The sequence below is a fragment of the Microbacterium schleiferi genome, from assembly GCF_020781975.1.
Classification (GTDB): domain Bacteria; phylum Actinomycetota; class Actinomycetes; order Actinomycetales; family Microbacteriaceae; genus Microbacterium.
In genome coordinates, this window is sequence record NZ_JAJGNI010000003.1 from 1 (window position 1) to 24,142 (window position 24,142).

At 67.4% G+C, this 24,142-nt stretch carries 20 protein-coding genes; 13 read left to right on the forward strand and 7 right to left on the reverse strand.

Annotated elements, in window-relative coordinates; genetic code table 11:
- Window positions 1-211 precede the first annotated feature (211 nt).
- From LL236_RS04050 to LL236_RS04075, 6 genes are all read left to right on the forward strand, one after another.
- The gene (locus LL236_RS04050; RefSeq protein WP_228177521.1) at window positions 212-1,732 is read left to right on the forward strand and encodes an ABC transporter ATP-binding protein; all 1,521 of its coding nucleotides are present in this window, start codon (window positions 212-214) and stop codon (window positions 1,730-1,732) included.
- Complete coding sequence (locus LL236_RS04055; protein WP_228177522.1) at window positions 1,729-3,024, forward strand: ABC transporter permease; 1,296 nt, start codon at window positions 1,729-1,731, stop codon at window positions 3,022-3,024. The genes LL236_RS04050 and LL236_RS04055 overlap by 4 nt, the downstream gene beginning before the upstream one ends.
- Window positions 3,021-4,322: an ABC transporter permease gene (locus LL236_RS04060; RefSeq protein WP_374198003.1), complete on the forward strand. Its 1,302-nt coding sequence runs from the start codon at window positions 3,021-3,023 to the stop codon at window positions 4,320-4,322. The genes LL236_RS04055 and LL236_RS04060 overlap by 4 nt, the downstream gene beginning before the upstream one ends.
- Before the next feature lie 62 nt (window positions 4,323-4,384).
- The gene (locus LL236_RS04065; RefSeq protein WP_228177523.1) at window positions 4,385-4,786 is read left to right on the forward strand and encodes a cytidine deaminase; all 402 of its coding nucleotides are present in this window, start codon (window positions 4,385-4,387) and stop codon (window positions 4,784-4,786) included.
- The gene (locus tag LL236_RS04070) at window positions 4,783-6,081 is read left to right on the forward strand and encodes a thymidine phosphorylase (protein WP_228177524.1); all 1,299 of its coding nucleotides are present in this window, start codon (window positions 4,783-4,785) and stop codon (window positions 6,079-6,081) included. Before LL236_RS04065 ends, LL236_RS04070 begins: the two co-directional genes overlap by 4 nt.
- A gap of 50 nt (window positions 6,082-6,131) precedes the next feature.
- Window positions 6,132-7,247, forward strand: coding sequence for an adenosine deaminase (locus tag LL236_RS04075; protein WP_228177525.1), 1,116 nt, complete (start codon window positions 6,132-6,134; stop codon window positions 7,245-7,247).
- A 249-nt stretch (window positions 7,248-7,496) separates the two neighbouring features.
- Here LL236_RS04075 and LL236_RS04080 read toward each other — a convergent pair whose 3' ends face one another.
- From LL236_RS04080 to LL236_RS04090, 3 genes are all read right to left on the reverse strand, one after another.
- Window positions 7,497-8,354 carry a type IV toxin-antitoxin system AbiEi family antitoxin domain-containing protein gene (locus tag LL236_RS04080; RefSeq protein WP_228177526.1) on the reverse strand — a complete coding sequence of 286 codons (858 nt, stop codon included), beginning with the start codon at window positions 8,352-8,354 and terminating at the stop codon, window positions 7,497-7,499.
- Window positions 8,355-8,738: 384 nt separating this feature from the next.
- Window positions 8,739-9,383, reverse strand: coding sequence for an alpha/beta hydrolase (locus LL236_RS04085; protein ID WP_228177527.1), 645 nt, complete (start codon window positions 9,381-9,383; stop codon window positions 8,739-8,741).
- 165 nt (window positions 9,384-9,548) lie between these two features.
- Complete coding sequence (locus LL236_RS04090; RefSeq protein ID WP_228177817.1) at window positions 9,549-11,456, reverse strand: BglG family transcription antiterminator; 1,908 nt, start codon at window positions 11,454-11,456, stop codon at window positions 9,549-9,551.
- Between the two features lie 196 nt (window positions 11,457-11,652).
- Here LL236_RS04090 and LL236_RS04095 point away from each other — a divergent pair, with 196 nt between their 5' ends.
- The 6 genes from LL236_RS04095 to LL236_RS04120 all read left to right on the forward strand — a co-directional run bounded on the left by LL236_RS04095 (window position 11,653) and on the right by LL236_RS04120 (window position 17,347).
- Window positions 11,653-11,970 (forward strand): PTS sugar transporter subunit IIB, encoded by a 318-nt coding sequence (locus LL236_RS04095; RefSeq protein WP_228177528.1) that lies wholly within the window; start codon window positions 11,653-11,655, stop codon window positions 11,968-11,970.
- Between the two features lie 20 nt (window positions 11,971-11,990).
- A complete protein-coding gene (locus tag LL236_RS04100) occupies window positions 11,991-12,266 on the forward strand; it encodes an HPr family phosphocarrier protein (protein WP_228177529.1) in 276 nt (91 codons plus the stop codon).
- A gap of 2 nt (window positions 12,267-12,268) precedes the next feature.
- The gene (gene ptsP, locus LL236_RS04105) at window positions 12,269-13,957 is read left to right on the forward strand and encodes a phosphoenolpyruvate--protein phosphotransferase (RefSeq protein ID WP_228177530.1); all 1,689 of its coding nucleotides are present in this window, start codon (window positions 12,269-12,271) and stop codon (window positions 13,955-13,957) included.
- Window positions 13,954-15,642 carry a PTS mannitol transporter subunit IICB gene (locus LL236_RS04110; RefSeq protein ID WP_228177531.1) on the forward strand — a complete coding sequence of 563 codons (1,689 nt, stop codon included), beginning with the start codon at window positions 13,954-13,956 and terminating at the stop codon, window positions 15,640-15,642. The genes ptsP and LL236_RS04110 overlap by 4 nt, the downstream gene beginning before the upstream one ends.
- Window positions 15,643-15,747: 105 nt before the next feature.
- Window positions 15,748-16,185, forward strand: coding sequence for a PTS sugar transporter subunit IIA (locus LL236_RS04115; RefSeq protein ID WP_228177532.1), 438 nt, complete (start codon window positions 15,748-15,750; stop codon window positions 16,183-16,185).
- Between the two features lie 13 nt (window positions 16,186-16,198).
- Window positions 16,199-17,347 (forward strand): mannitol-1-phosphate 5-dehydrogenase, encoded by a 1,149-nt coding sequence (locus tag LL236_RS04120; protein WP_228177533.1) that lies wholly within the window; start codon window positions 16,199-16,201, stop codon window positions 17,345-17,347.
- A gap of 96 nt (window positions 17,348-17,443) precedes the next feature.
- Here the strand turns inward: LL236_RS04120 and LL236_RS04125 are convergent, their stop codons facing one another.
- Both LL236_RS04125 and LL236_RS04130 read right to left on the reverse strand, forming a co-directional pair.
- Entirely contained in the window at window positions 17,444-19,108 is a 1,665-nt protein-coding gene (locus tag LL236_RS04125; RefSeq protein ID WP_228177534.1) for a phospho-sugar mutase, read from the reverse strand.
- Entirely contained in the window at window positions 19,108-19,941 is an 834-nt protein-coding gene (locus LL236_RS04130) for a purine-nucleoside phosphorylase (RefSeq protein ID WP_228177535.1), read from the reverse strand. Before LL236_RS04130 ends, LL236_RS04125 begins: the two co-directional genes overlap by 1 nt.
- 62 nt (window positions 19,942-20,003) lie before the next feature.
- On the opposite strand from LL236_RS04130, the gene LL236_RS04135 reads away from it, so the two are divergent.
- Window positions 20,004-21,452, forward strand: coding sequence for an NAD(P)H-quinone dehydrogenase (locus LL236_RS04135; RefSeq protein ID WP_228177536.1), 1,449 nt, complete (start codon window positions 20,004-20,006; stop codon window positions 21,450-21,452).
- Window positions 21,453-21,611: 159 nt separating this feature from the next.
- Here the strand turns inward: LL236_RS04135 and LL236_RS04140 are convergent, their stop codons facing one another.
- Together LL236_RS04140 and LL236_RS04145 are read right to left on the reverse strand one after the other, a co-directional pair.
- On the reverse strand, window positions 21,612-23,378 hold the full coding sequence (locus tag LL236_RS04140) for an acetyl/propionyl/methylcrotonyl-CoA carboxylase subunit alpha (RefSeq protein WP_228177537.1): 1,767 nt from the start codon (window positions 23,376-23,378) through the stop codon (window positions 21,612-21,614).
- A gap of 78 nt (window positions 23,379-23,456) precedes the next feature.
- Window positions 23,457-24,125, reverse strand: coding sequence for a Maf family protein (locus LL236_RS04145; protein ID WP_228177818.1), 669 nt, complete (start codon window positions 24,123-24,125; stop codon window positions 23,457-23,459).
- Between the last annotated feature and the right edge of the window lie 17 nt (window positions 24,126-24,142).

Here is a 24,142-nt window from a genome sequence, read left to right on the forward strand (position 1 = left end):
CCCCCCCGGGCCGCATCTCGCCCAGCTCACCGCCGGGGCCCTCTTCGCCGCACCCACCCGGCGCCGCGCTGCCCCGGGGGGATTAAAACCCGCGGGGGGGGGGGGGGGGGGGGCCCCCCCCCCCCGCCGCTGTCGTTATCGCCCTTCACCGCCCACACGTCGGCCACGCAATTCGGTGCGTCGGCCCGGCCTGTCTCCTAGGATCGGCATCATGAAGCTCGAACTCCGCGGGATCACCAAGCGGTTCGGCAGCCTCGTCGCAAACGACCACATCGATCTCGTGGTCGAACCCGGAGAGATTCACTGTCTCCTCGGTGAGAACGGCGCCGGCAAGTCAACGCTGATGAACGTCCTGTACGGCCTCTACCAGGCCGACGAGGGCACGATCCTCCTCGACGATCACGTCCAGAATTTCCACGGACCCGGCGACGCCATGCGCGCGGGAATCGGCATGGTGCACCAGCACTTCATGCTGATTCCGGTGTTCACGGTCGCCGAGAACGTGATGCTCGGCCACGAGTCCACGAAGGCCGGCGGGTTTCTCGACCTCAATGCAGCGAGGCAGCGGGTCAGGGAGATTTCCGAGCGGTTCGGGTTCGACGTCGACCCCGACGCTCTTGTCGAAGAATTGCCCGTCGGAGTGCAGCAGCGCGTTGAGATCATCAAGGCCCTCTCCCGTGACGCCAAGGTGCTCGTCTTCGATGAACCGACGGCGGTGCTCACCCCGCAGGAGACCGACGAGCTTATGGCCATCATGCGTCAGCTCAAGGAATCGGGCGCATCCATCGTCTTCATCACCCACAAGCTTCGCGAAGTCCGCGAGGTGGCTGATCGCATCACCGTCATCCGGCTCGGCAAGGTCGTCGGCGAAGCGTCGCCCGAATCGTCGAACGCTGAGCTCGCGTCCATGATGGTCGGTCGCGCCGTCGAACTCACGGTTCATAAGGACCCGCCGCAGCTGCGCGATTCTGCTCTCGTTGTCTCGAGGCTGTCGGTGCTCGACCCCACCGGCCACCCGATCGTCGACGACGTCAGCTTCGAGGTGCGTGGCGGTGAGATTCTGGCCATCGCCGGTGTACAGGGCAACGGGCAAACCGAGCTCACCGAGGCGCTGGTCGGGCTCCAAGGGATCGTCCGCGGTTCGGCCACGCTGAACGGAACCGAGCTCATCGGCCGCAGCGTGCGAGGCATCCTCGACGCCGGTGTCGGGTTCGTCCCCGAGGACCGCAAGGAAGATGGTCTCGTCGGCCCCTTCACGATCGCTGAGAATCTCATGCTCGACCGCGCCCACGGGGCTCCCTTTGTGAAGGCGGGCACCGTGCAACGCGCGGCGCTGGCGGCTTTCGCTCAGGAGAAGTTCGAGGAGTTCGACGTTCGCGCGCAGAGCGTCGATACGCCCGTCGGTACCCTCTCGGGTGGTAATCAGCAGAAGGTCGTCTTGGCCCGTGAGCTCAGCCGTGAACTGTCGCTTCTGGTTGCCGCGCAACCGACGCGGGGTGTCGATGTCGGATCTATCGAGTTCATCCACAAGCGCGTCGTTCAGACCCGCGACGCGGGCATCCCCGTTGTCGTCGTGTCCACCGAACTCGATGAGGTCGTCGCTCTCGCGGACCGGATCATGGTGATGTATCGCGGACGCATCGTCGGCATCGTTCCCGGAGACACTCCGCGTGAGGTTCTCGGTCTCATGATGGCCGGCGAGACCCCGAGCACGGAAGGAGCTGCCGCATGAGCACGACGGCATCAGAGTCCACGCGTAGCTCGAAGCCCGGCTCCGCGGAGGTCCCACCCCCCGGCAAGTGGCACGAGACGTTCCGTCGCATCACGCAGGGAAACGCGATCATTTCGGTGCTGGCGGTGTTCCTGGCCCTGATCGTCGGTGGGATCATGATCGCCTTCACCGATGAAGACGTGCAGGCGGCATCCGCATACTTCTTCGCACGCCCGATGGACACCATCGCGGCAGTGTGGGATGCCGTGAGCGGCGCCTACGTCGCCCTGTTCCAGGGGGCGATCTACAACTTCGACGCGCCGAGCTTCGAGCGAGCCATCAAGCCCATCACCGAGACGCTCACCTTCGCGACCCCGCTGATCGCGGCGGGGCTCGGTGTCGCTCTCGCTTTCCGCATCGGCATGTTCAACATCGGTGGTCGCGGCCAGATGCTGATGGCCTCGGCCGCCGCGGGGTGGGTGGCCTTCTCGCTCGACCTGCCCTGGGGCATCCACATGATCGTCGCCCTCATCGCGGGCCTCATCGCCGGCGCCTTGTGGGCCGGGATCGCCGGCCTGCTGAAGGCGCGCACCGGTGCGCACGAGGTGATCGTGACGATCATGCTCAACTACATCGCGTTCTACCTGATCTCGTGGATGCTGCGTACCCCTGGCCTGCTGCAGGCCCCGGGATCAAGCAACCCCAAGACGCCAGCGATGAAAGACACCGCGGTGTTCCCCGACCTTCTCGGTCCCTCCTACAACCTGCACTTCGGCTTCATCCTCGTGATCGGTGCGACGGTGCTGGTGTGGTGGATCCTGTCGCGCTCGAGCCTCGGCTTCCAGTTCCGCGCCGTGGGTGAGAATCCCAACGCGGCGCGGGTGGCCGGTATCAAGGTTTCGAGCATGTATGTCTACGGCATGCTGATCTCCGGTGCGCTCATCGGTCTCGCCGGTGTCAACCAGGTGCTGGGAACCGTGACGACCGGCTTCTCGGCCGACATCGACGCAGGCATCGGATTCGACGCCATCACGGTTGCGCTGCTGGGACGTTCCACTCCCTGGGGAACGTTCGCGGCCGGCATCCTGTTCGGCGCTTTCAAGGCCGGCGGGTACTCGATGCAAGCCGCCGAGCAGATTCCGGTCGAGATCGTCACTGTCGTCCAGGCGCTCATCGTGCTGTTCATTGCGGCGCCGCCGCTGGTGCGTACGATCTTCTTCCTGCCCTCGCCCGAGCGCGACCGCCGCAAGCGCGAGAAGGCACGGCAGAAGCAGCTGAAAGCGCAAGCCCGCACTGAAGGGGGTGCCGCGTGAGCACGACTGCATCCCCCACGGGCGAAGGGACCGTACCCATCGCCCCCCTGGCAACCGCCCAGCCGGAAAAGATCCGCAGCTGGAAGGTTCCGATCGCTCTCACGATCTTCACCGCGCTCTTCGCCATCCTGCTGCTGGCCGCGCCGCGGGAGGGAGCGACGACTTTCCGGCTGTCCACGCCCACCGATGCGATTCAGCTTCCCGAGCTCGTTGTGCCCGTCATGGCGACGGCCTGGATCTGTGTCGTCCTGCTCGTGCTGCTGACTGTCGCATCCGTGTTCTTCGTCCGTGCGTACGCGCGTTCGCCGCTGTGGATCGTGATCGTGTACATCCTTGCGATCGTCGTCGGCTTCCTGACCTGGGCCGCAGCGGGCGCTGCCATTCCCGTGGCGGGGCTCCTCGCGGGGTCTCTCGGACTTGCCGTTCCGCTCATCTACGGCGCGCTGGGCGGCGTGATCGGCGAGCGTGCCGGTGTCGTGAACATCGCGATCGAGGGTCAGCTGCTGGCTGGCGCGTTCACGGCAGCGGTCGTCGCCTCGGCAACCCGCCAGCCTCTCCTCGGGCTTCTTGCAGCCATGGTCGCGGGCATGCTCGTCGCCTTCATCCTCGCCGCGTTCGCCATCAAGTACCTCGTCGAGCAGGTCATCGTCGGTGTCGTCCTGAACGTGCTCGTGATCGGCCTGACGAGCTTCCTGTACTCGCAGGTCCTGCAGCCCAACGGTGCGACGCTCAACAGTCCGCCGCGGTTCGACCGGATGCCGATTCCGTTCCTTGCCGACATCCCGGTCATCGGCCCGGTGCTGTTCAACCAGACGATCATCGTTTACCTCATGTACATCGCCGTGGCGGCGGTCTACGTCGGCATGTTCCACACCCGCTGGGGCCTGCGCCTGCGCGCCGTCGGCGAGCACCCGCAGGCCGCTGACACCGTCGGCATCAAGGTCAACGCGACCCGGTTCTGGAACGTGTTGCTCGCCGGCGCCATCGCGGGCCTGGGCGGCACCGTGTTCACGATCGGCAACGGCATCGCCTTCAACAAGGAGATGACGGCAGGAGCGGGCTTCATCGCGCTCGCAGCCGTGATCTTCGGCCAGTGGGACCCGATCAAGGCGACCCTCGCGGCGTTGCTGTTCGGGTTCGCGTCGAGCCTGCAGAACACCCTGAGCATCGTCGGTTCCCCGGTGCCGAGCGAGTTCATGCTCATGTTGCCGTACGTCGTCACGATCTTCGTCGTCGCCGGTGTCGTCGGACGCTCGCGGGCGCCCGCCGCCGACGGAAAGCCCTACATCAAGGAATAACGGGATCAGCGCCCTCGCCACCAGTGGGGGCGCTGAGACCTGCGTGAGCCGGGAGGACCCGCATGACAGACATCGATTGGGACAGGCTGCGCACCGAGGCAATCTCGGCCATGCGCCGCGCCTACGCCCCGTACTCGAACTACTCGGTCGGAGCGGCAGCGCTCGTCGATGACGGCAGGACCGTCTCGGGCTGCAACGTCGAGAACGCTTCGTACGGTGTCGGACTGTGCGCTGAATGCGGACTCGTCTCGGCACTGCACATGAGCGGCGGCGGCAGGCTGACTGCCTTCGTGTGCGTCAACGGTGCGGAGGAGATCATCATGCCGTGCGGTCGGTGTCGACAGCTCCTCTACGAGCACTCCGCGCCTGGCATGCTGCTGCACACCGTCTCCGGTATCCGCACGATCGATGAGGTGTTGCCGGATGCCTTCGGGCCCCGTGACCTCGAGGAGGCACGCGCATGAGCGAGGCGCCGATCGAGCCGTTCGACGCCGTTGACGTCATCCGTATCAAGCGTGACGGGGGAGCCGTTCCTGAGTTGGAGCTGCGCTGGATGGTCGATGCCTATACCCGCGGATATGTTGCTGATGCGCAGATGGCCGCGTTCGCGATGGCAACCCTGCTCAACGGGATGCAGCGCAACGAGATCCGGGTGATGACCGATGCGATGATCGCGTCGGGGGAGCGCATGAGCTTCGCGGGGCTCGGTAAGCCGACTGTCGATAAGCACTCGACGGGCGGGGTGGGAGACAAGATCACGCTGCCGCTCGCGCCACTGGTGGCATCCTTCGGCGTCGCCGTGCCGCAGCTGTCGGGGCGAGGCCTCGGGCACACCGGCGGAACTCTCGACAAGCTCGAGTCCATCCCGGGCTGGCGCGCGGCGCTCTCGAACGAGGAGATGACGGCGCAGCTGCGGGACGTGGGTGCCGTGATCTGCGCAGCCGGATCCGGCCTTGCTCCTGCCGACAAGAAGCTCTATGCGCTGCGCGATGTCACTGGCACCGTCGAGGCCATCCCCCTCATCGCCTCGAGCATCATGTCGAAGAAGATCGCCGAGGGCACTGACTCGCTCGTGCTGGATGTGAAGTTCGGCTCAGGTGCGTTCATGCGCGACGTGGATCGTGCTCGCGAACTCGCACGCACGATGGTGGCGCTGGGCACTGACTCCGGGGTGGCCACGACAGCGCTGCTGACCAACATGGACACGCCGCTCGGCCTTGCGATCGGCAATGCGAACGAGGTCAGGGAATCCGTCGAGGTGCTCGCAGGCGGCGGACCTGCCGACGTCGTGGAACTCACCCTCGCTCTGGCCCGAGAAATGCTCGCATTGGCGGGCCAGCCGGATGCTGACGTCGAGGCGGCGCTCGCCGATGGACGCGCCATGGACTCGTGGCGCGCGATGATCCTCGCCCAGGGCGGGGACCCGGATGCCGAGCTTCCCGCCCCGCGCGAGACCCACACGGTGACCGCACCTCGCGCTGGGATCGTGACCCGCATGGAGGCCCTGCCGTTCGGTGTCGCCGCGTGGCGTCTGGGGGCCGGTCGGGCGCGTGCCGAGGACCCCGTGGTCCACGCGGCGGGCATTGATCTGCACGCAAAGCCGGGCGAAGCGGTGGCCGCCGGCGCCCCGCTGTTCACACTCTCGGCGCAGGATGCGGCGCGCTTCCCTCGTGCACTGGACGCGCTCGAGAACGCGTGGGAGATTGGTGACGCCGAGCTCTCGCGCACACCCATCGTCCTTGAGCGCATCACCGCCTGAGCATCCTTCGTTCTTCCCCGCGCCCGCCATCCCCACACTCAGGAGCCCTCATGTCGATCGATCAGCACGGTGACCACGTCTTGCAGGGGATGTCGATCCGCAAGCTCCCCAAGGTGTCGCTGCACGACCACCTCGACGGCGGTGTGCGGCCGGCGACGATCCTCGAGCTTGCCGACGAGATCGGGCTCGATGTTCCCGAGGACACGGCCGATGATCTTGCCGACTGGATCGCCGAGCGCTCCGATTCGGGTTCGCTCGTCGAGTACCTGAAGACGTTCGATCTCACCGTCGGGGTCATGCAGACCCGCGAGGGACTCACCCGCGTCGCTCGGGAATTCGTCGAGGATCTCGCAGCCGATGGTGTCATCTACGGCGAGGTGCGGTGGGCTCCCGAGCAGCATCTGTCGGGCGGGCTGTCGCTCGAGGAGGCCGTCGAGGCCGTGCAGGACGGCATCGAAGAGGGTGAGGATGCCGCAGAGCAGGCAGGTCACGACATCCGTGTCGGGCAGCTGATCACCGCGATGCGCCACACCGACCGGTCCCTGGAGATCGCGCGGCTGGCCGTTCAGTGGCGTGAGCGCGGCGCCGTCGGGTTCGACATCGCCGGCCCCGAAGACGGATTCCTCCCCGCGCGCCACCGTGAGGCCTTCGACTACCTCGCCAGCGAGTTCTTCCCGGTCACGGTCCACGCGGGTGAGGCTGCCGGCCTGGACTCGATTCGCTCGGCTCTGCTCGATGGGCGGGCACTGCGCCTGGGCCACGGGGTGCGCATCGCGGAAGACCTCGATGTCGTCTCGCGGGCGGGCGACGAGGTGCTGGTGCAGTTCGGCGACCTTGCTCGGTGGGTGCGCGACCGCGAGATCCCACTCGAGCTCTCGCCGAGCTCCAACCTGCAGACCGGAGCGATCGAAAAGTGGGGCGAGGAGCTCGCCGATCACCCCTTCGACCTGCTCTACCAGCTGGGTTTCTCGGTGACGGTCAATGTCGACAACCGCACGATGAGCCGGACATCGCTGACCCGCGAACTCGCCCTGCTCGCTGACGCTTTCGAGTACGACCTCGATGACCTCGAAGTCTTCCAGCTCAACGCCGCGGCAGGCGCCTTCCTGCCCGTCGAGGAGCGCGAGGAACTCATCGAACTCATCGGCGAGGGTTTCGACCGCTAAGTCGGGCCACGGAGTCGCTAACTCCTCAGGTTTGGCCGCATCGACGGTCGGTAAGGGGCCGGGTGGCGGCATTCCGCGCGGTTCTGCGGAGTTAGCGACAGCGTGAGCGTTGGCGGGGGCGCCGCCGGTCCTGCCGGCGCTGGATGCGGACGGGCGGCGATGGCCATCGGCGCAGCTAACTCCTCAAAACCAGCCATTCAGGCATCCGCGGATCTCGCGAGCCCGCAGAATCCGGTCAGCTTTGCTGAGTTAGCGACGACGAGCACGAACCGGATCACCGCGCTCGATGATCGCGCGAAGCGTCGTCGTCAGCTCATCTCGGTGATGCAGGATGTCTTCCGCGATCGGTCGGATCGTCGTGTATCCGAGAGCCGCGGCCGTCATATCGCGGCGCCGGTCGCGCTTAGCAGCGTCCCAGCCCGAGTGGTGCGCTTCACTGTCGCATTCGATGATCAGCCAACCATCGACGATGAAGTCGACCCGCCCCACCCCGGGAACGCTCTGCTGCACACGGATGTCGCATCCGAGCGTGCGGAGGATGAGCCGCATGAGCGTTTCGGTGCCGGACTCCGCCCGTCGATCGAGGAGCCCGTGGAGTGCTCGGTAACGCAGCGGAAGACGAGTAAATACCTCCCGCAGTTCTGCTTCGTCGACAAGTCCCCGATGCCATGCGCTGTCGAGCGTCGCGATCGCGGACCGCGGGTCCTGGCACCGGCAGGCCTGCGCGAGGGCCTCAACCCAGGGCGCGATGGGGGAACAGCGATGAGCTCCAGTGGCGCGCCAGTGTGCGACGACGTGGTGCGGGCGCGCGGGCAGCCGGCTCGCGCCATTGTCGAGCTGGACGTGGAGCGGCGGGTCGGATGCGACGAAGACGCCTGCCTCGCGGAGCAGAGAGACGCAGTCCAGCCGGCCTCCGAGGCGTGCCGCTTCGGAGAGGCACGGTGGTACATCGACGGCGAGGTACTTGCCGCGCCGCACGCGAAGCAGCTGCCCGGAATCGACCAACAACCTGATGCGCCGTTCCGACAGGCCGTGCGCGCGGAGGTCCGAGGTCTCGAGTATCCGATGGCGGAGGGCTGGGGATGTCGCGCTCGCAGCGTTCGGCATGACGGCAGTCAACCGTCGTGCGGGGGAGGGTGGCCGACGGATGTGATGGCTGGGGAGACCGGAGCTGAGAGGCGAGGTGGGGAGGATCGGTTCTCGCCGCGGCGCCTGTCCGCCGAGTGTTGCTAACTCCTCAAAACTGACGGCCGCGGCCGGTGCTGCGCGGTCGAACCGGCCCACGGCGCGGCGAATAGGAGGAGTTCGCTGCGGCCGTGGCGGTCGGTGGGTGGATGCGCCGCTCGACGGTCGGCCGTTGCTAACTCCTCAAGATCGCCGTCAGATCAGGGCGCGAGCGGACATGATGTGCCGCAGGCGCGCCGGATGTGAGGAGTTAGCCACAATCGCCGTAGGAGCCGTCGACGAAGTGGCTCCCGGTCCGAGGGGGCGTCAGCTGCCCGCGACCTGCGTCTGCAAGATACGGTCGACCTCGGAGGTGAGGGTCTCGGTCATGTCGGCATCCGAGATGGTCGGTGTGCCGTCGCCCGGCTGGGGGCCGTAGTCGCCGAACGATGAGTGCGCGGCGCCCGCGATCTCGACCATGTCGGCACCCGCCGGGAGCAGCGGGCGGGCATTCGCGATCTTCTCGGGCGTGGACAGGCCGTCGAGTTCTCCGGCGAGGCTGAGCACCGGAAGCCCCGACGTGCTGAGGTCGTTCGCGCAGTAGGACGCGAACAGGATCAGGGCCTGGGCACTCTCGGTGAGCTGGCACGCGCGAACCCCGCCGAGTGAGTGACCGCCGACGGCCCAGGTGTCGACATCCGGGGCAAGGCTCGTGAACGCGTCCAGCGGCCTCAGATCGAAAAACGCCAGATTCAACCACGGCTTTGTGATCACTACTGTCGTGCCCGACTCGACGATGCCCGAAAGCTTCGCGGCATACGCCCACGGGTCGACCTTCGCGCCGGGGATGAACACCAGTCCATCGCCGGTCTCACCCTCGACGGGCGCGAGCACGATGGCTGCCGAATCATCGGTGATCGCGATCGCCGGATCGGCCTTCACCGCGGCGAGCGGCTCGGGCTCTGCCGCCATGACGCCGACCTGCGAGTAGATGACGATCCCGATGACGGCGACGATCAGCAGGATGCCGAGACTTGCCGCGATCCAGCCGATGATGCGCGCTGCGCGGGAGCGTCGGCGTCGCGGGGCGGGGCAGGGTCGGCATCCACCCTCTGAGCCTAGTAAGCCGCGGCGGAATCAGCCGTCGATGACTGCCGCCAACTCGTCGAGGAACCCCGCGAGGTCGGTCGCTCGGCGTACGATGCGCTGCACGCTCTCGCGCTCGGAGAACACTTCGACAAACTGCTCGAAGACGGTCTGGAATGCGGCGCGGTCTGATTCCGAAAACGCCACCAGTGCGACCACCTGGACGCGGGAATCGCCCCAGGCGATCGAGCTCTCCGAGACCCCGACAGAGATCGCCGTGCGAGTTGCCGTCATCCCGATGGCGTGGGGAACGGCAAGGGCATCGGTGAACGCTGTCGACGAGAGCTGTTCACGGTGGATCGCGCGCTCGATGTAGTCCTGGTCGATGACGCCTTCTGCGACGAGGGGTGCGCCGAGCAGCCTGATGGCTTCTTCCTCGCTGCCGGCTGCCGCCAGCTCACGACTGAACGCGCCCGCGACGAAGTACCGTGCGAGGTCTGCGCGCAGTCGCGCCAGGCGTCGCCCGCGGCGGATGCGGCTCGCAGTCGCTTGAACGCGATCGACGTCGCTCTCGGTGAGGAACGGCTGCACCCTGACGATTCGGTCCGACGGTGTGGGCGGTTCGATCGTCGAAAGCACCAGGTCGGTGTGGATCGCCTCCCAGTCGGGATCCGCGCGCGTGTCGACACCGACGACCTCGATCGCGCGGCCGAGAGAGCGATCGACGCTCGACCGAAGCAGCTCATGCAGTTCGTAGTACCCAGGGCAGACAATTGTCGCGGTGAGCAGCTGCTCGCTGCGGCGGCTGCGCTCGAGCCGTCCGCCCACGTGCATGGCGATGTAGGCGATTTCATCATCGAGTAGCGGGATGCCGAGCCGTTCGTGGAGTTGCCCCGCGATGAAGACAGCGACCTCGAACACCATCGGGTAGCTCGTCTTCAGCGACCGGGTGAGGGGGTTTCGCGACCAGGCCTGAGCCGCGGCACGCTGCCGGAGGTTCTGCACGTGAAGGGAGAGGCGCACGACGAAGTCTTCGTGCGCGATGTCGACGAGAAACTCGGATGCCGCGTCCTGGACGATCTCGCGAACTACCTGTTCGAGCTGAGGATCCAGGTTTTCCCGCGCTCGCTCGCTCGGTGCTGCAGCGCCCGGAGCGACGACCCGCGTCAGGACGAGGATCGCCAGATGGTCGAGGTCTCCGTGCCCCAGATCGACCCCGATGTGCTCGCGCACCAGGGCGTCGAGAACCTCGGCGACCGCACGACGATCCTCGGAGATCGGTGAGCCGGTGGTCCCCTCTAGTGAGCGGCCCTGGGATGCCCGGTCGGCTGTGATGGCGATGTGCATCAGCACATCCGCGATGCCGAACTCGTTGACGTAGTAGCCGAGCTCGCCCATCCGAGCAACCAGTGCGGGCTTGAACGGCCCGAAGACGTTGGCGCCCATGGAAGATCCGCCCAGGGAGCGGCGCAGCGCGTCGAAGTCGAACGCGCCCGCTTCCATCTCGTCGTGAGCGAGGGAGCTCAGCAGGCGGCGCTGCGCGACCTCGGCGCCGCGCAGGCGAGCTGTCGAGGCCGAGCGCTCAAGGGTGATGCCGGTGCCTCCCAGGAGGCTACGGACCCGACCGAGGTCCGCTTCGAGCGTTGCAGGACTGACGTGGAGCGCGTCGGCGGTCTCGAACACGTCGATACCCTCGGGGTCGTTCAGCAGCGCTCGGACGAGCGTGTGAAGCCGGTCCCGTGGTGTGCCGGCGTCAGCTGCCGCCGACGCCCGGAGCGCTGCTGCGGCGTCGATCCCGGCACGATACCCCGACGGACCCGACTCGATAGCGGCGCCGGAGGGCACGCGCGCGTTGACAGCGGTGACATACGAACGGATGCTGCGCGGCGTGACCCCCAGGGCGTCAGCGAGGGTCGCGGCGGTGACCCACTCGCCCTCGCGGACGAGCAGGCTCAACATCCGATCCTGTCGTGGTCGTGTCACCGAACTCCTCGCGCGAGGTCGCACCGGGCGCGTCCTCGACCGTGTCAGTCAACCACGCCGAGCGCGCGCGCAGGGCTACGCCGGCGGAAACGCTCTTCCGCCCCCGCGGAAAAAGGACTGGTTGTCGCCTCTCAGCGTTCTCACAAGAATCGATTTCGAAGGAGGCGGGTCGATGAGGATCCTGGTGATCTGCGGCGCAGGAGCGTCCAGCACATTCGTCGCACAGCGGTTGCGAAGCGCAGCCGCGGCCAGTGGCGTTCACGTCGAGGTCGCTGCGGGTACCGAGGACACTCTCGCGGGTATCACCGAGCCCGTCGACATCGTGCTTGTTGGTCCTCATCTCGAGTCCGAGTTTCAGCGGATCCGCACGGTGGCCAGCGCACACGAGTCGATCGCGGTGCTCCTTCCGCCCGATGCTTTCGAGGATCGCGACGGTTCGCGGATTCTTCAGCTTGCCACCGCGGCTCGCGCCGCATCCGTCACCGAATAGCCAGTTCCAGGGAGGGAACCATGTCTGAGATCACCCGCACGGTCCGCATCGGCTCGTCGCACGGCCTGCACGCCAGGCCCGCGAAGCTGTTCGCCCAGGCCGCGAAGGACGCCGGCATCCCGATCACGATCGCCAAGGATGCCGGGGCTCCGGTGAACGCGGCGAGCATCCTCGGCGTGATCTCGCTCGGTGTCGAACACGGTGACTATGTGACCCTCACCGCGGATGGCGAGGGCGCGGAGGCGGCGCTGGACACCCTGAGCGAACTGCTCACCACCGACCACGACGCCGCCTGATCATGGCGCAATTGCGAGGAGTCGGCATCGGCCTGGGCGTCGCCCACGGGCCGGTCGCGCGGATGGCGGCACCCCTGCCGGCACCTGATGACAACCCGAGCGCCATCGGGGCCGACGAGGAGCGCGCGCGGGTGCAGGAGGCCCTGGCCGCCGTCGCGCGCGAGCTCGAGAAGCGTGGCGAGCAGGCCGGGGGAGCAGCTCAGGAGGTGCTCGAGGCGCAGGCCATGATGGCCGAAGACCCGACGCTCACCAACGAGGTAGATGCGTCGCTCGCGCAGGGCAAGACCGCCGAGCGTGCCGTGCACGAGGCGTTTGCGTCGTTCCGTGCTCAGCTGGAGGCGGTCGGCGGCTACCTCGGTGAGCGCGCCGCTGACCTCGACGATGTCGCCCAGCGCGTGATCGCTCGGCTGCAGGGTGTTGCCGCACCGGGAGTGCCCGACCCGGGGCATCCGTTCGTTCTTGTCGCCAAAGACCTCGCGCCGGCCGACACCGCCCTGCTCGACCTCGATCAGGTCTTGGCGCTGGTCACCACGGAGGGTGGCCCGACCTCGCACACCGCGATTCTCGCGCGTGAGAAGGGCATCGTCGCGGTCGTGGGCGTTGCAGGCGCTGCAGAGCTGGCCGACGACGAGACCGTGATCGTGGATGCCGCCGCAGGCGCCGTGACGACCGAGCCCTCCGACGATGAGCTCACCCGGGCCGAGAACCGGGCGAACGCACGAGCAGCCGCCGCGGGTGCCCCGATCACCGACGGCGCTCTCGCCGACGGGACAGCGGTGCCGCTGTTGGCGAACCTCGGCAACCCCGCCGGAGCTGCCGAAGCCGTGGCACTCGGGGCCGAAGGCGTTGGCTTGTTCCGCACCGAGTTCCTGTTCCTCTCCGCGAGTTCGGCGCCCACTGTCGAGCAGCAGCGCGCCTCGTACGCGGAACTCCTCGCCGCGTTCGCCGGCAAGAAGGTTGTGGTGCGGGTGCTGGATGCCGGCGCCGACAAGCCGCTGCCTTTCCTCAACGATGCGCACGAAGAGAACCCGGCGCTGGGCCTCCGTGGCCTTCGGGCGCTGCGGGCCAGCGAGGACATCCTGCGCGAACAGCTCACTGCGCTCGCCGAGGCGGACGAGCAGACCCGCAAGGCGGGGTCGGGTGCTGACCTCTGGGTCATGGCGCCGATGGTGTCCACCGTGGACGAGGCCGAATACTTCACGGCGATCGCGCGAGAGTACGGTATCCGCACCGCGGGGGTCATGGTCGAGGTGCCCTCCTCGGCCCTCCTTGCCGAGCACATCTTCGCGCACGCGGACTTCGCGTCCATCGGGACGAATGACCTCACGCAGTACACCCTCGCCGCCGATCGCCTCCTCGGTTCGGTCGCGGGGTACCAGGATCCGTGGCATCCGGCGGTCCTCCGCCTCATTCGCGAGGTCGGCGCAGCCGGCGCGCGGACGGGCAAGCCCGTCGGCATCTGCGGCGAAGCGGCAGCCGACCCGCTGCTGGCTGTCGTGCTCGTCGGGCTCGGAGCCACCTCGCTCTCGATGGCACCCACCGCGCTCGCCGACGTGCGCGCGACCCTGCTCACCTACTCCCTCGACGATGCCCGGCGCATCGCTGAGGCCGCGCTGGCCGCAACTGACGCGGCAACCGCACGGGAGGCTGCACACGCAGCCTCCGACTCACAGAAAGAGAGAACGCAATGACAACGACGTCGCCTGGAACGGCGAAGGATCCTGGGCGGGCACGCGTCGCCGTCCAGCGATTCGGCACTTTCCTCTCGGGCATGATCATGCCGAACATCGCGGCATTCATCGCCTGGGGCTTCATTACGATGCTCTTCATCCCGTCGGGCTTCTTCGGCCCCGACAGCCCCTTCGGCTGGCACTGGTACCCCGTCTCAGACATCATCGGCTCCGGCGGCGATGAGGCTCTCATCGGTTGGCAGGGCGCAATGGTGCAGCTGGCCGAAGGTGACGGCGGGAACTTCTTCTCGTATGTCGGCCTCGTCGGCCCGATGATTGTCTACCTGCTGCCGCTTCTGATCGCCAACACTGGTGGTCGCATGGTCTACGGCGAGCGCGGTGGTGTGGTCGCGACGATCGCGACCATGGGTGTCATCGTCGGCACCAACATCCCGATGTTCCTCGGTGCCATGATCATGGGCCCGTTCGCTGCTCTCATGACCAAGTGGATGGACCGGATCTGGGACGGCAAGATCAAGCCCGGCTTCGAGATGCTGGTCAACAACTTCTCCGCCGGCATCCTCGGAATGATCCTCGCGATCGTCGGGTTCTTCGTGTTCGGCCCCGTCATGCTCGGCGTCAGCGCAGTCCTTGGTGGCGCGGTCGGTTGGCTCGTCTCGGTGAACCTGCTGCCGCTCGTGTCGATCATCGTCGAACCGGCGAAGGTGCTGTTCCTGAACAATGCCATCAACCACGGTGTCTTCACGCCGCTGGGGATCGAGCAGGCAGCCGAGACCGGCAAGTCGATTCTGTTCCTCATCGAGGCAAACCCCGGACCCGGTCTCGGACTCCTCCTGGCGTTTACCTTCTTCGGTGTCGGCGCGGCCAAGGCTTCGGCTCCCGGCGCGATCATCATCCAGTTCTTCGGCGGCATTCACGAGATCTACTTCCCGTACGCGCTGTCGAAGCCGATCACGATCCTCGCGCTCATCGCGGGTGGCGCGACTGGAGTCGCGACCAACATGCTTCTGCAGGGAGGGTTGGCATTCCCAGCCGCTCCGGGAAGCATCATCGCCGTCACCTTTGCCGCGATCGGTCCGGGAGTCGGAAACCTTCTGGTGGTCTATCTCTCGGTGATTCTTGCTGCCACAGTGACGTTCCTGCTCGCAGGGATCATGCTGCGCGCAAGCCGTAAGCGCGACCTCGAAGCGGGGCTCGGCGGCGACCTCAGCGCCGCCATCGCACAGACCGAGGCCAACAAGGGCAAGGAGTCGGCTGCGCTCGCTGGTCTTCGCGCCAGCGCTGGTGCTGACGCCCGCGCCGCAGGCGACGCCGACGAGGCGTACGACGAGGCAGAGACCGCTCGGGCAACGGGGGGTCTCGCCAGCGGCGGACGTCTCGAAACCAAGCAGATCTCGAACATCGTGTTCGCGTGCGACGCGGGTATGGGGTCATCTGCAATGGGCGCGAGCGTGCTGCGCAACAAGATCACGAAGGCGGGGATCACCGATGTCACGGTCACCAACAAGGCGATCGCGAATCTGGATGCTTCCGCCGACCTGGTGATCACGCAGAACCAGCTCACCGACCGGGCCCGGCAGAAGACTCCGGATGCCGTACATGTGTCGGTCGACAACTTCATGAACTCGCCGAAGTACGACGAGGTTGTGGAGCTGGTCCGCGACCAGCACCAGGATGGTGCATAACCGATGAGTCGGTGCGGGGCGGCGCAGGCCGCCCCGCACCCTCGTCCTTCGTCTCGTCACCCGTATGCGACGAGACGGCAATTTTCCGGGGAGGAAGGTTTCATTATGACCAGTGAGGTTCTCACGAGCGACCGCGTGCGGATTCATGCGGGCTCGGCAACGCGGGACGAAGCGATCCGGGAGGCGGCAGATCTTCTGGTCGCTGCCGGAGCAGTGACCTCGGCGTATTACGACGCGATGCTTGCCCGCGAGCAGACGGTCTCGACCTACATGGGCAATGAGCTTGCGATCCCGCACGGCACGAACGACGCCAAGGACGCCATCCTCGCGTCGGCCCTGTCCGTCGTCAGGTACGACGGCGGCGTCGACTGGGACGGCGAAACCGTGACCTTCGTCGTCGGTATCGCCGGTGTCGGCGATGAGCACCTCGAGATCCTGTCGCAGATCGCGATCCTGTTCTCCGACGAGGATGACGTCGCAAGGCTGAAGGCTGCCGCGACAAGCGACGACCTGTTCGCCATCGTCTCCGCCGCCGGCGTCTGAGGAGGAGGCAGTCATGAAGGCCGTCCACTTCGGCGCGGGCAACATCGGACGCGGCTTCGTCGGGCTGCTCCTCCACGAGGGCGGCTACGAGCTTGTGTTCTCGGATGTCGCGGCGCCCCTGGTCGATGCGATCAACGCGGCATCGTCGTATACCGTCCACGAGGTCGGCGAGGGTGGTGTCGACAAGACGGTGACGGGGTTTCGGGCGATCAACTCCGCCACCGACCCCGATGCTCTCGTGGCTGAGATCGCGACGGCCGACGTGGTAACGACCGCTGTGGGTCCGACTGTCCTTCGATTCGTCGCCCCGCACATCGCCGCAGGGCTCGCCGCCCGGGGGGCCGCGCAGGCGGCGCTCCACGTGATGGCGTGTGAGAATGCCATCAACGCAACCGACCTGCTGCGGGATGAGGTCGCCGCAGCCGCGGGGGAGAGCTGGACTGACCTCCAGGCCCGGGCCGTCTTCGCGAACACCGCCGTCGACCGAATCGTGCCGGCGCAGCCTGAGGGTGCCGGGGTGGATGTCACCGTTGAGCCCTTCTTCGAATGGGCCATCGAGCGGCCGCCGTTCGGCGACGACCCGCCGCAGATTCCCGGCGCCCACTTCGTCGACGACCTCGCGCCCTACATCGAGCGCAAGCTCTTCACCGTCAACACCGGGCACGCCGCAGCCGCGTACCTCGGCGCTCGCGCCGGGCACGTGACGATCGCGCAGACTCTCGCCGACCCAGCGATCGCAGGTCAGGTGATCGCGGCCCTCGAAGAGACCTCGGCGCTTCTGACGGCCAAGCACGAACTGCCCGTCGAAGAGCTCGCCGACTATCGGGCGACGATCCTGCGGCGATTCCAGAACCCTGCGCTGCCCGACACCGTCGGTCGGGTCGGGCGCCAGCCGCTGCGCAAGCTGTCGCGGCACGAGCGATTCATCGGCCCTGCCGCTGAGGCCGCGGAGCGGGGGATGTCGGTGTCGGGACTGCTCGCGGCTGTCGGTGCTGCCTTAGAGTTCGACGACCCCGACGACCCGCAGTCCCAGGAGCTGCAGCAGCTGCTTCGCGATACGGATGCCGCCGCCGCCGTGACTCGGATCACGGGCCTGACACCCCAGCATCCGCTGTTCGTCGACCTTCTCGAGGTCGTCCACGCCCGCCAGCGCCAGCTGTGACCCGCAGCTAACTCCTCAACATCGCCGGCAAACCGCGCGTTCGCGGCGCCGCGGCTGCGCCCCAGACCCGGATTCGAGGAGTTGGCTGCGGCCCCGTCAGCTGACGGCGGCGAGCAAGTCGCGCGCGCCGGCGGCCAGATCGGTCAGGCGGGTGGATGCCGCGTCGGCCGTCTCTGCGCGAACATCGAGATACACCTTGAGCTTGGGCTCGGTGCCGCTCGGGCGGATGATGATGCGAGACCCGTCTTCGAGCCATAGCCGCAGCACGTCGCCCGGCGGAAGGCCATCGACGCCCGTCAGCAGGTCGTCAATGCGCGCCACCGTCACGCCGCCAATCGCCGCCGGGGGAGCTGCCCGAAGCGCCGACATCATCCGGCCGATCAGCGACAGATCGCTCACCCGCAGCGAGATCTGGTCGCTGGCGAACGCGCCGAATGTCTCGTCGAACTCGGCCAACAGGTCACCGACCGTGCGACCGGATGCTCGCGCTTCGGCGATCATCCCCAGCATCGCGACCGCCGCCGAAATCCCGTCCTTGTCGCGTACGGTCTCGGGGTTCACGAGGTAGCCGAGAGCCTCCTCGAACCCGTAGATCATTCCCGGGGCACGGGAGATCCACTTGAACCCGGTGAGGGTTGCCGCAAAGCCCAGCCCGTAGTGCTCGGCGACGGCAGCGAGGCCTGGTGAAGACACCAGGGAGCAGGCGAGGGTTGCACCGGATGCCGCATCCGCCGCCCGCGCCGCGCGCCACCCGAGGAGCAGCCCGATCTGGTTCCCGGTCAGGCGCCGCCACTCCTCCGGCGCGGCCGGGTCGGGCACCGCAACGGCGAGTCGATCAGCATCTGGGTCGTTGGCGAGGATGAACTCCGCCCCGACCTGCCGAGCCGTCTCGAAGGCAAGGTCCATCGCCCCGGGCTCTTCGGGGTTTGGGAACGACACGGTCGGGAACCGCCCGTCGGGCTCGATCTGGGCGGTCACCGGCGTCGGCGCCGGATACCCGGCAGCGTCGAGGATGCGGGCGAGCGTCTCCCACCCGACGCCGTGCATGGCGGTGTAGACCCACCGCATCCCGGTCGCGCCGGGACCCGCCGGCGCGACCGCGGCGGTCGCCCCGACGTAGGCGTCCACCACCGACTCCGGTGCGATCTCGTACGCCGAACTGCGCGGCAGATCACGGATGTCGCCGGCAGCCACCGCCTCGATGTGCGTCGCGATCTCGGCATCCGCGGGGGATACGATCTGCGAACCCGCGTCGACGCCGCCGAGATACACCTTGTAGCCGTTGTCATCGGGCGGGTTGTGGGATGCCGTCACCATGACGCCGGCTGCGGCATCCAGGTGGCGCACGGCGAACGCGAGCACGGGGGTCGGCAGCAGCCGTGGCAGCAGCACCGCCTCGAAGCCTGCTCCCGCGAAGATCTCCGCGGAGTCGCGAGCAAAGACATCGGAGTTTCGGCGTCCGTCGTATCCGATCACTACGCGCGGCGTGGCGTCGGTTCCTGCTCGCTCGCGCAGGTATGCGGCAAGCCCTGCCGCGGCCTGTGTCACGAGGACCCGGTTCATCCGGTTGGAACCGGCGCCCAGAGCACCGCGAAGCCCCGCGGTTCCGAAGGCGAGGCGGGTGCCGAAGCGATCCTCCAGCTCGCCGAGCGCAGCAGCGTCGCCGGCATCAGCCGCCTCGAGGAGCGAGGCAAGCTCGGCTCGGGTGTCCGGATCGGGATCCTGCTCGAGCCAGACCCGAGCGGCGTCGACCACACTCATCACAGCTCGCCGATGACGCGCGCCAGCAACGCCGAGATCACCGGTTCTGCCGCTTTGCCGGCCTCGATGACTTCCTGGTGGCTCAGCGGGGTCGTCTGGATGCCGGCAGCCATGTTCGTGATGAGCGAGAACCCGAGGATCTCCATCCCTGCTTGACGAGCGGCGATAGCCTCGAGCGCTGTCGACATCCCGACAATGTGTCCGCCGATGGTCTTTGCCATCCGCACCTCGGCCGGAGTCTCGTACTGGGGCCCGCGGAACTGGCAGTACACGCCTTCGTCGAGTGTCGGATCCACCATTCGGGCAACGTCACGCAGTCGCACGGAGTAGAGGTCGGTGAGGTCGATGAAGGTCGCGCCTTCCAGCGGCGATGCGCCGGTCAGGTTGATGTGGTCACTGATGAGAACCGGCTGTCCCGGCTTCCAGGACGGCTTGATGCCGCCGGCGCCGTTGGTGAGCACCATCGTCTTGGCGCCGGTCGCGGCAGCCGTACGCACGCTGTGCACGACGCGGCGCGGCCCGTGGCCTTCGTAGTAGTGGGTGCGTGCGCCGATCACGAGCACGTGCTTGCCCTTGGGAGTACGGATGCTGCGTAGCGAACCCACGTGGCCTTCCAAGGCGGGCTTGCTGAAGCCCGTGACATCCGTCGCCGGAATCGTCGCGACGGTCTCGCCGATGAGGTCGGCTGCCTTGCCCCAGCCGCTTCCTAGAGTCAGCGCGATGTCGTGGTGCTCGACGCCGGTGAGGCGAGCGATATCGGCTGCTGCGGTTCGCGCGACCTCGAAGGGGTCGGCGTGAGGATCATCGAGCGGGTTGCTCAGCGTGTCTGACATGCTCCCACTCTAGGAACCCGTGACTGGCGGGAACAACGGGGGCTTGCTGAAACAATGGACGCATGTCTTTGAGCTTCGAGCGCGCCCAATCCGTCGCGATCATCGGCGGTGGTCCCGGCGGCTACGAGGCGGCGCTCGCGGCAGCGCAGCTGGGGGCGGACGTCACCCTCGTCGAGCGGGCCGGTGTCGGCGGCTCGGCGGTCATCACCGACGTCGTACCGTCCAAGACGCTCATCGCGACGGCTGACGCCGCTGTCGCGATCGCCGACGCGGGGGAGCTCGGTGTTCAGCTGTTCGCCAAGGGTGGCGACGGTCGCCCGCTCAAGCCTGAGATCGCAATCAACCTCGCACAGGTCAACAAGCGGCTCCTCGCCCTGGCGCGCCAGCAGTCCGAGGACATGCGAGCTTCCCTGCTGCAGGCAGGCGTCACGATCCTCGAGGGACACGGCCGCGTCGAGGATGACAACGCCGTGGTCGTCTCCACGGGACCCGGCGGCACGGACTTCGACCGCATCGAGGCCGACACCCTTGTGATCTCCGTGGGCGCCTCGCCGCGTGAGCTTCCCAGTGCCAAGCCCGACGGGGAACGCATCCTGACCTGGACGCAGCTCTACGACATGAAGACGCTGCCGGAGCACCTCATCGTGGTCGGCTCGGGCGTTACCGGTGCGGAGTTCGCATCGGCGTACATGAACCTGGGTTCCAAGGTCACGCTCATCTCCAGTCGCGACCAGGTGCTCCCCGGCGAAGACAAGGATGCCGCTGCCGTGATCGAGAGCGTCTTCCTGCGCGGCGGGATGACACTCCTGCCGAAGTCCCGCGCGAAGTCTGTGGTGCGGGAGGGGGACGGCGTCGTGGTGACGCTCTCGGACGGCACTCGCGTCGAGGGGAGCCACTGCCTGATGGCGGTCGGATCGATTCCGAACACCGCGGGCATCGGCCTGGAGCAGGCTGGGGTGCAGCTGACCCAGAGCGGTCACATTCGCGTCAACCGGGTGGCACGGACGTCAGTCCCGAACATCTATGCTGCCGGCGACTGCACGAACTTCTTCCCCCTGGCGTCGGTCGCGGCGATGCAGGGGCGCACCGCCGTCTTCCATGCGTTCGGGGACGTCGTCATCCCGCTCGAAAAGCGCCGCATCACCGCCAACATCTTCACGGCGCCCGAGATCGCAACAGTCGGATGGGGCGTGGCAGACATTGACGCCGGCCGCATCGGCGGTGTCGTCCATAAGCTGCCGCTCTCGTCCAACCCGCGGGCCAAGATGATGGGAATCTCCGACGGTTTCGTGAAGCTCATCGCCCGCGAGGGCAGCGGCACGGTCGTCGGTGGCGTCATCGTCGGACCCCGTGCCTCCGAACTCATCTACCCGATCGCGATCGCCGTCGAGCGCCGCCTCACTGTCGATCAGGTCTCGCGCGTCTTCGCTGTCTACCCGTCGCTGGCCGGCACGATCACTGACGCCGCCCGGGCGATGCACATCGTCGACCGCGACGAGCCCGAAGAGTAGGCCTGCTCTTCCGTTCGCTCGCGCCCTCGTGCGGGTGTCGGTGCGCCGACCCCGCAGGTAGGCGCGACTGAACGTCTTCGTGTTCCGTTCGGTCGCGCCTTGGTGCGGGTCGGCACAGACCGAACCCGCATGTAGGCGCGACCGAACTTTCGACTCAGCTCAGGAGATCGTGAGCAACGGATGCCCGGCTGACACCGTCGTGCCGGGCGTGGCGTTGATCGCGCCGATGACGCCGTCCTTGTGCGCTTGGATCGGCTGCTCCATCTTCATCGCCTCGAGGACGAGAACGAGGTCGCCCTTGACGACCTGCTGACCGTCCTCGACGGCAATCTTCACAACCGTCGCCTGCATCGGCGCCATGACGGCGTCGCCAGAGGCGCCCGACACGGCGCTTGCGGTGTGTGAGCGCCGCGACGGCGGCACGGCGGCGGGGCGCCCGCGGCCGGCAGGGGCTGTCACGACGCGGTCGGGCAAGCTCACCTCCAGGCGCTTCCCGGCGACCTCGACGACCACGGTGTGCCGGGACTCTTCCGCACGGGGCGCGCCGATTTCGCCATCCCACGCCGGGATGTCGTTATCGAACGCGGTTTCGATCCAGCTCGTGTAGACGCCGAACTGACCGTCCTCGGCAGTGAAGGCGGGGTCGCGTACCACCTTGCGGTGGAAGGGCAGGACTGTCGGCATCCCCGCCACCTCGAACTCGTCGAGCGCGCGCCGAGCGCGATCCAGCGCCTCGGCGCGATCACGACCGGTGACAATGATCTTCGCGAGCAGCGAGTCGAAGGCGCCGCTCACTGAATCACCGGCGGTCACGCCCGAGTCGAGGCGGATGCCGGGACCACCGAAGGTCTTGAAAACGTGGATGTCGCCGGGCTGGGGCAGGAAGTTCCGGCCCGGATCCTCGCCGTTGATGCGGAACTCAATGGAGTGGCCGACCGCTGCAGGGTCGTCGTAGCCGAGCGCTTCGCCTTCGGCGAGGCGGAACTGCTCGCGGACGAGATCGATGCCCGTGACCTCCTCCGAGACCGGATGCTCGACCTGCAGACGCGTGTTGACCTCCAGGAACGAGATCGTGCCGTCAGCTCCGATGAGGAACTCGCAGGTGCCGGCGCCGAGGTAACCCACCTCGCGCAGGATCGCCTTCGACGACTCGACGAGGATGCGGTGCTGCTCATCGGAGAGGAACGGTGCGGGTGCTTCCTCCACGAGCTTCTGATGACGCCGCTGCAGCGAGCAGTCGCGGGTCGAGATCACGACGACAGTGCCCTCGGCATCCGCGAGGCACTGGGTCTCGACGTGCCGGGGCCGGTCGAGGTACTTCTCGACGAAGCACTCGCCGCGCCCGAATGCTGCGATCGCCTCCCGCGTCGCGGATTCGAACAGCTCGGCAACCTCGTCGCGAGAGCGGGCGACCTTCAGGCCGCGCCCGCCACCGCCGTACGCGGCCTTGATCGCGATCGGCAGCCCATGGGTATCAACGAACGCGAGAACCTCGTCGGCGCCGGAGACGGGGCCTGGCGTGCCCGGGGCGAGGGGCGCTCCGACCTTTTCGGCGACGTGGCGTGCGGTGACCTTGTCGCCCAGAGCCTCGATGGCTTCCGGTGACGGGCCGATCCAGGTGAGTCCCGCAGCGATCACCGCGCGAGCGAAGTCGGCATTCTCTGCCAGGAATCCGTACCCGGGGTGGACCGCGTCGGCTCCCGAACGCCGCGCGACCGACAGGATCTTGTCGATCGAGAGGTACGTCTCGGCGCTCGTCGAGCCATCGAGCGCGTAGGCCTCGTCAGCGAGGCGGACGTGCAGAGCATCGCGATCCTGGTCGGCGTACACCGCCACCGACCCCTTGCCGGCGTCCCGTGCTGCGCGGATGATGCGTACGGCAATCTCGCCGCGGTTCGCAACGAGGACCTTGGCGATGTGAGGCATGGATGTCAGCCTACCGAGGCCCCCAGGCGCGAAATTGGATTGTTTCGACAAGAAAGGCCGATGAACGTGCAGCGAGGTCTACGGATGCTCCGCTGATTCTTCCGAGCGATTCCACAGCTCGGTCCACGCGACTCCGAGCTCTCGAGCCAGTTTTCGCAGCGTCGACAGTGACATCCCGACCACCGTCGAGGGGTCGCCCTCGACGCGGGAGATGAACGGACCGCCGAGGCTGTCGACCGTGAACGCGCCGGCCACGGCCAGCGGTTCGCCGGTAGCGACATAGGCCTCGATCTCGGCATCCGTCACGTCCTCGACGAACGTCACCGAGGCGTGAGCCACCGCATGGGCTTCGACGGGTGTTCGACCCGGGATGACCCGATATACGCTGTGCCCGGAGTGGAGGATGCCGGTGCGGCCCCGCATCGCGTGCCAGCGTTCGGTCGCAATGGCAGGCTCGTGCGGTTTGCCGAGCACGAGCCCGTCGAGCTCAAACATCGAGTCGCCGCCGATGACGAGCCCGTCGAAGTCGGCGTCCTCGAGCGCAAGCCGCGCAACGACATCCAGGGCCTTGCGACGCGCGAGCAGCAGGACATGCTCGTCGGGCGGCAGTGTGCGCCCTTCGGCGGCCTCCACGGCGTGGATCACGGCGTCCTCGTCAACCTCCGGGGCCATGGTCAGCGGCTCGATACCGGCCTGGCGCAGCAACGCGCGCCGGGCGGGGGAGGTGGATGCCAGCAGGACGCGCATCGTTCCACGGTAGCGGG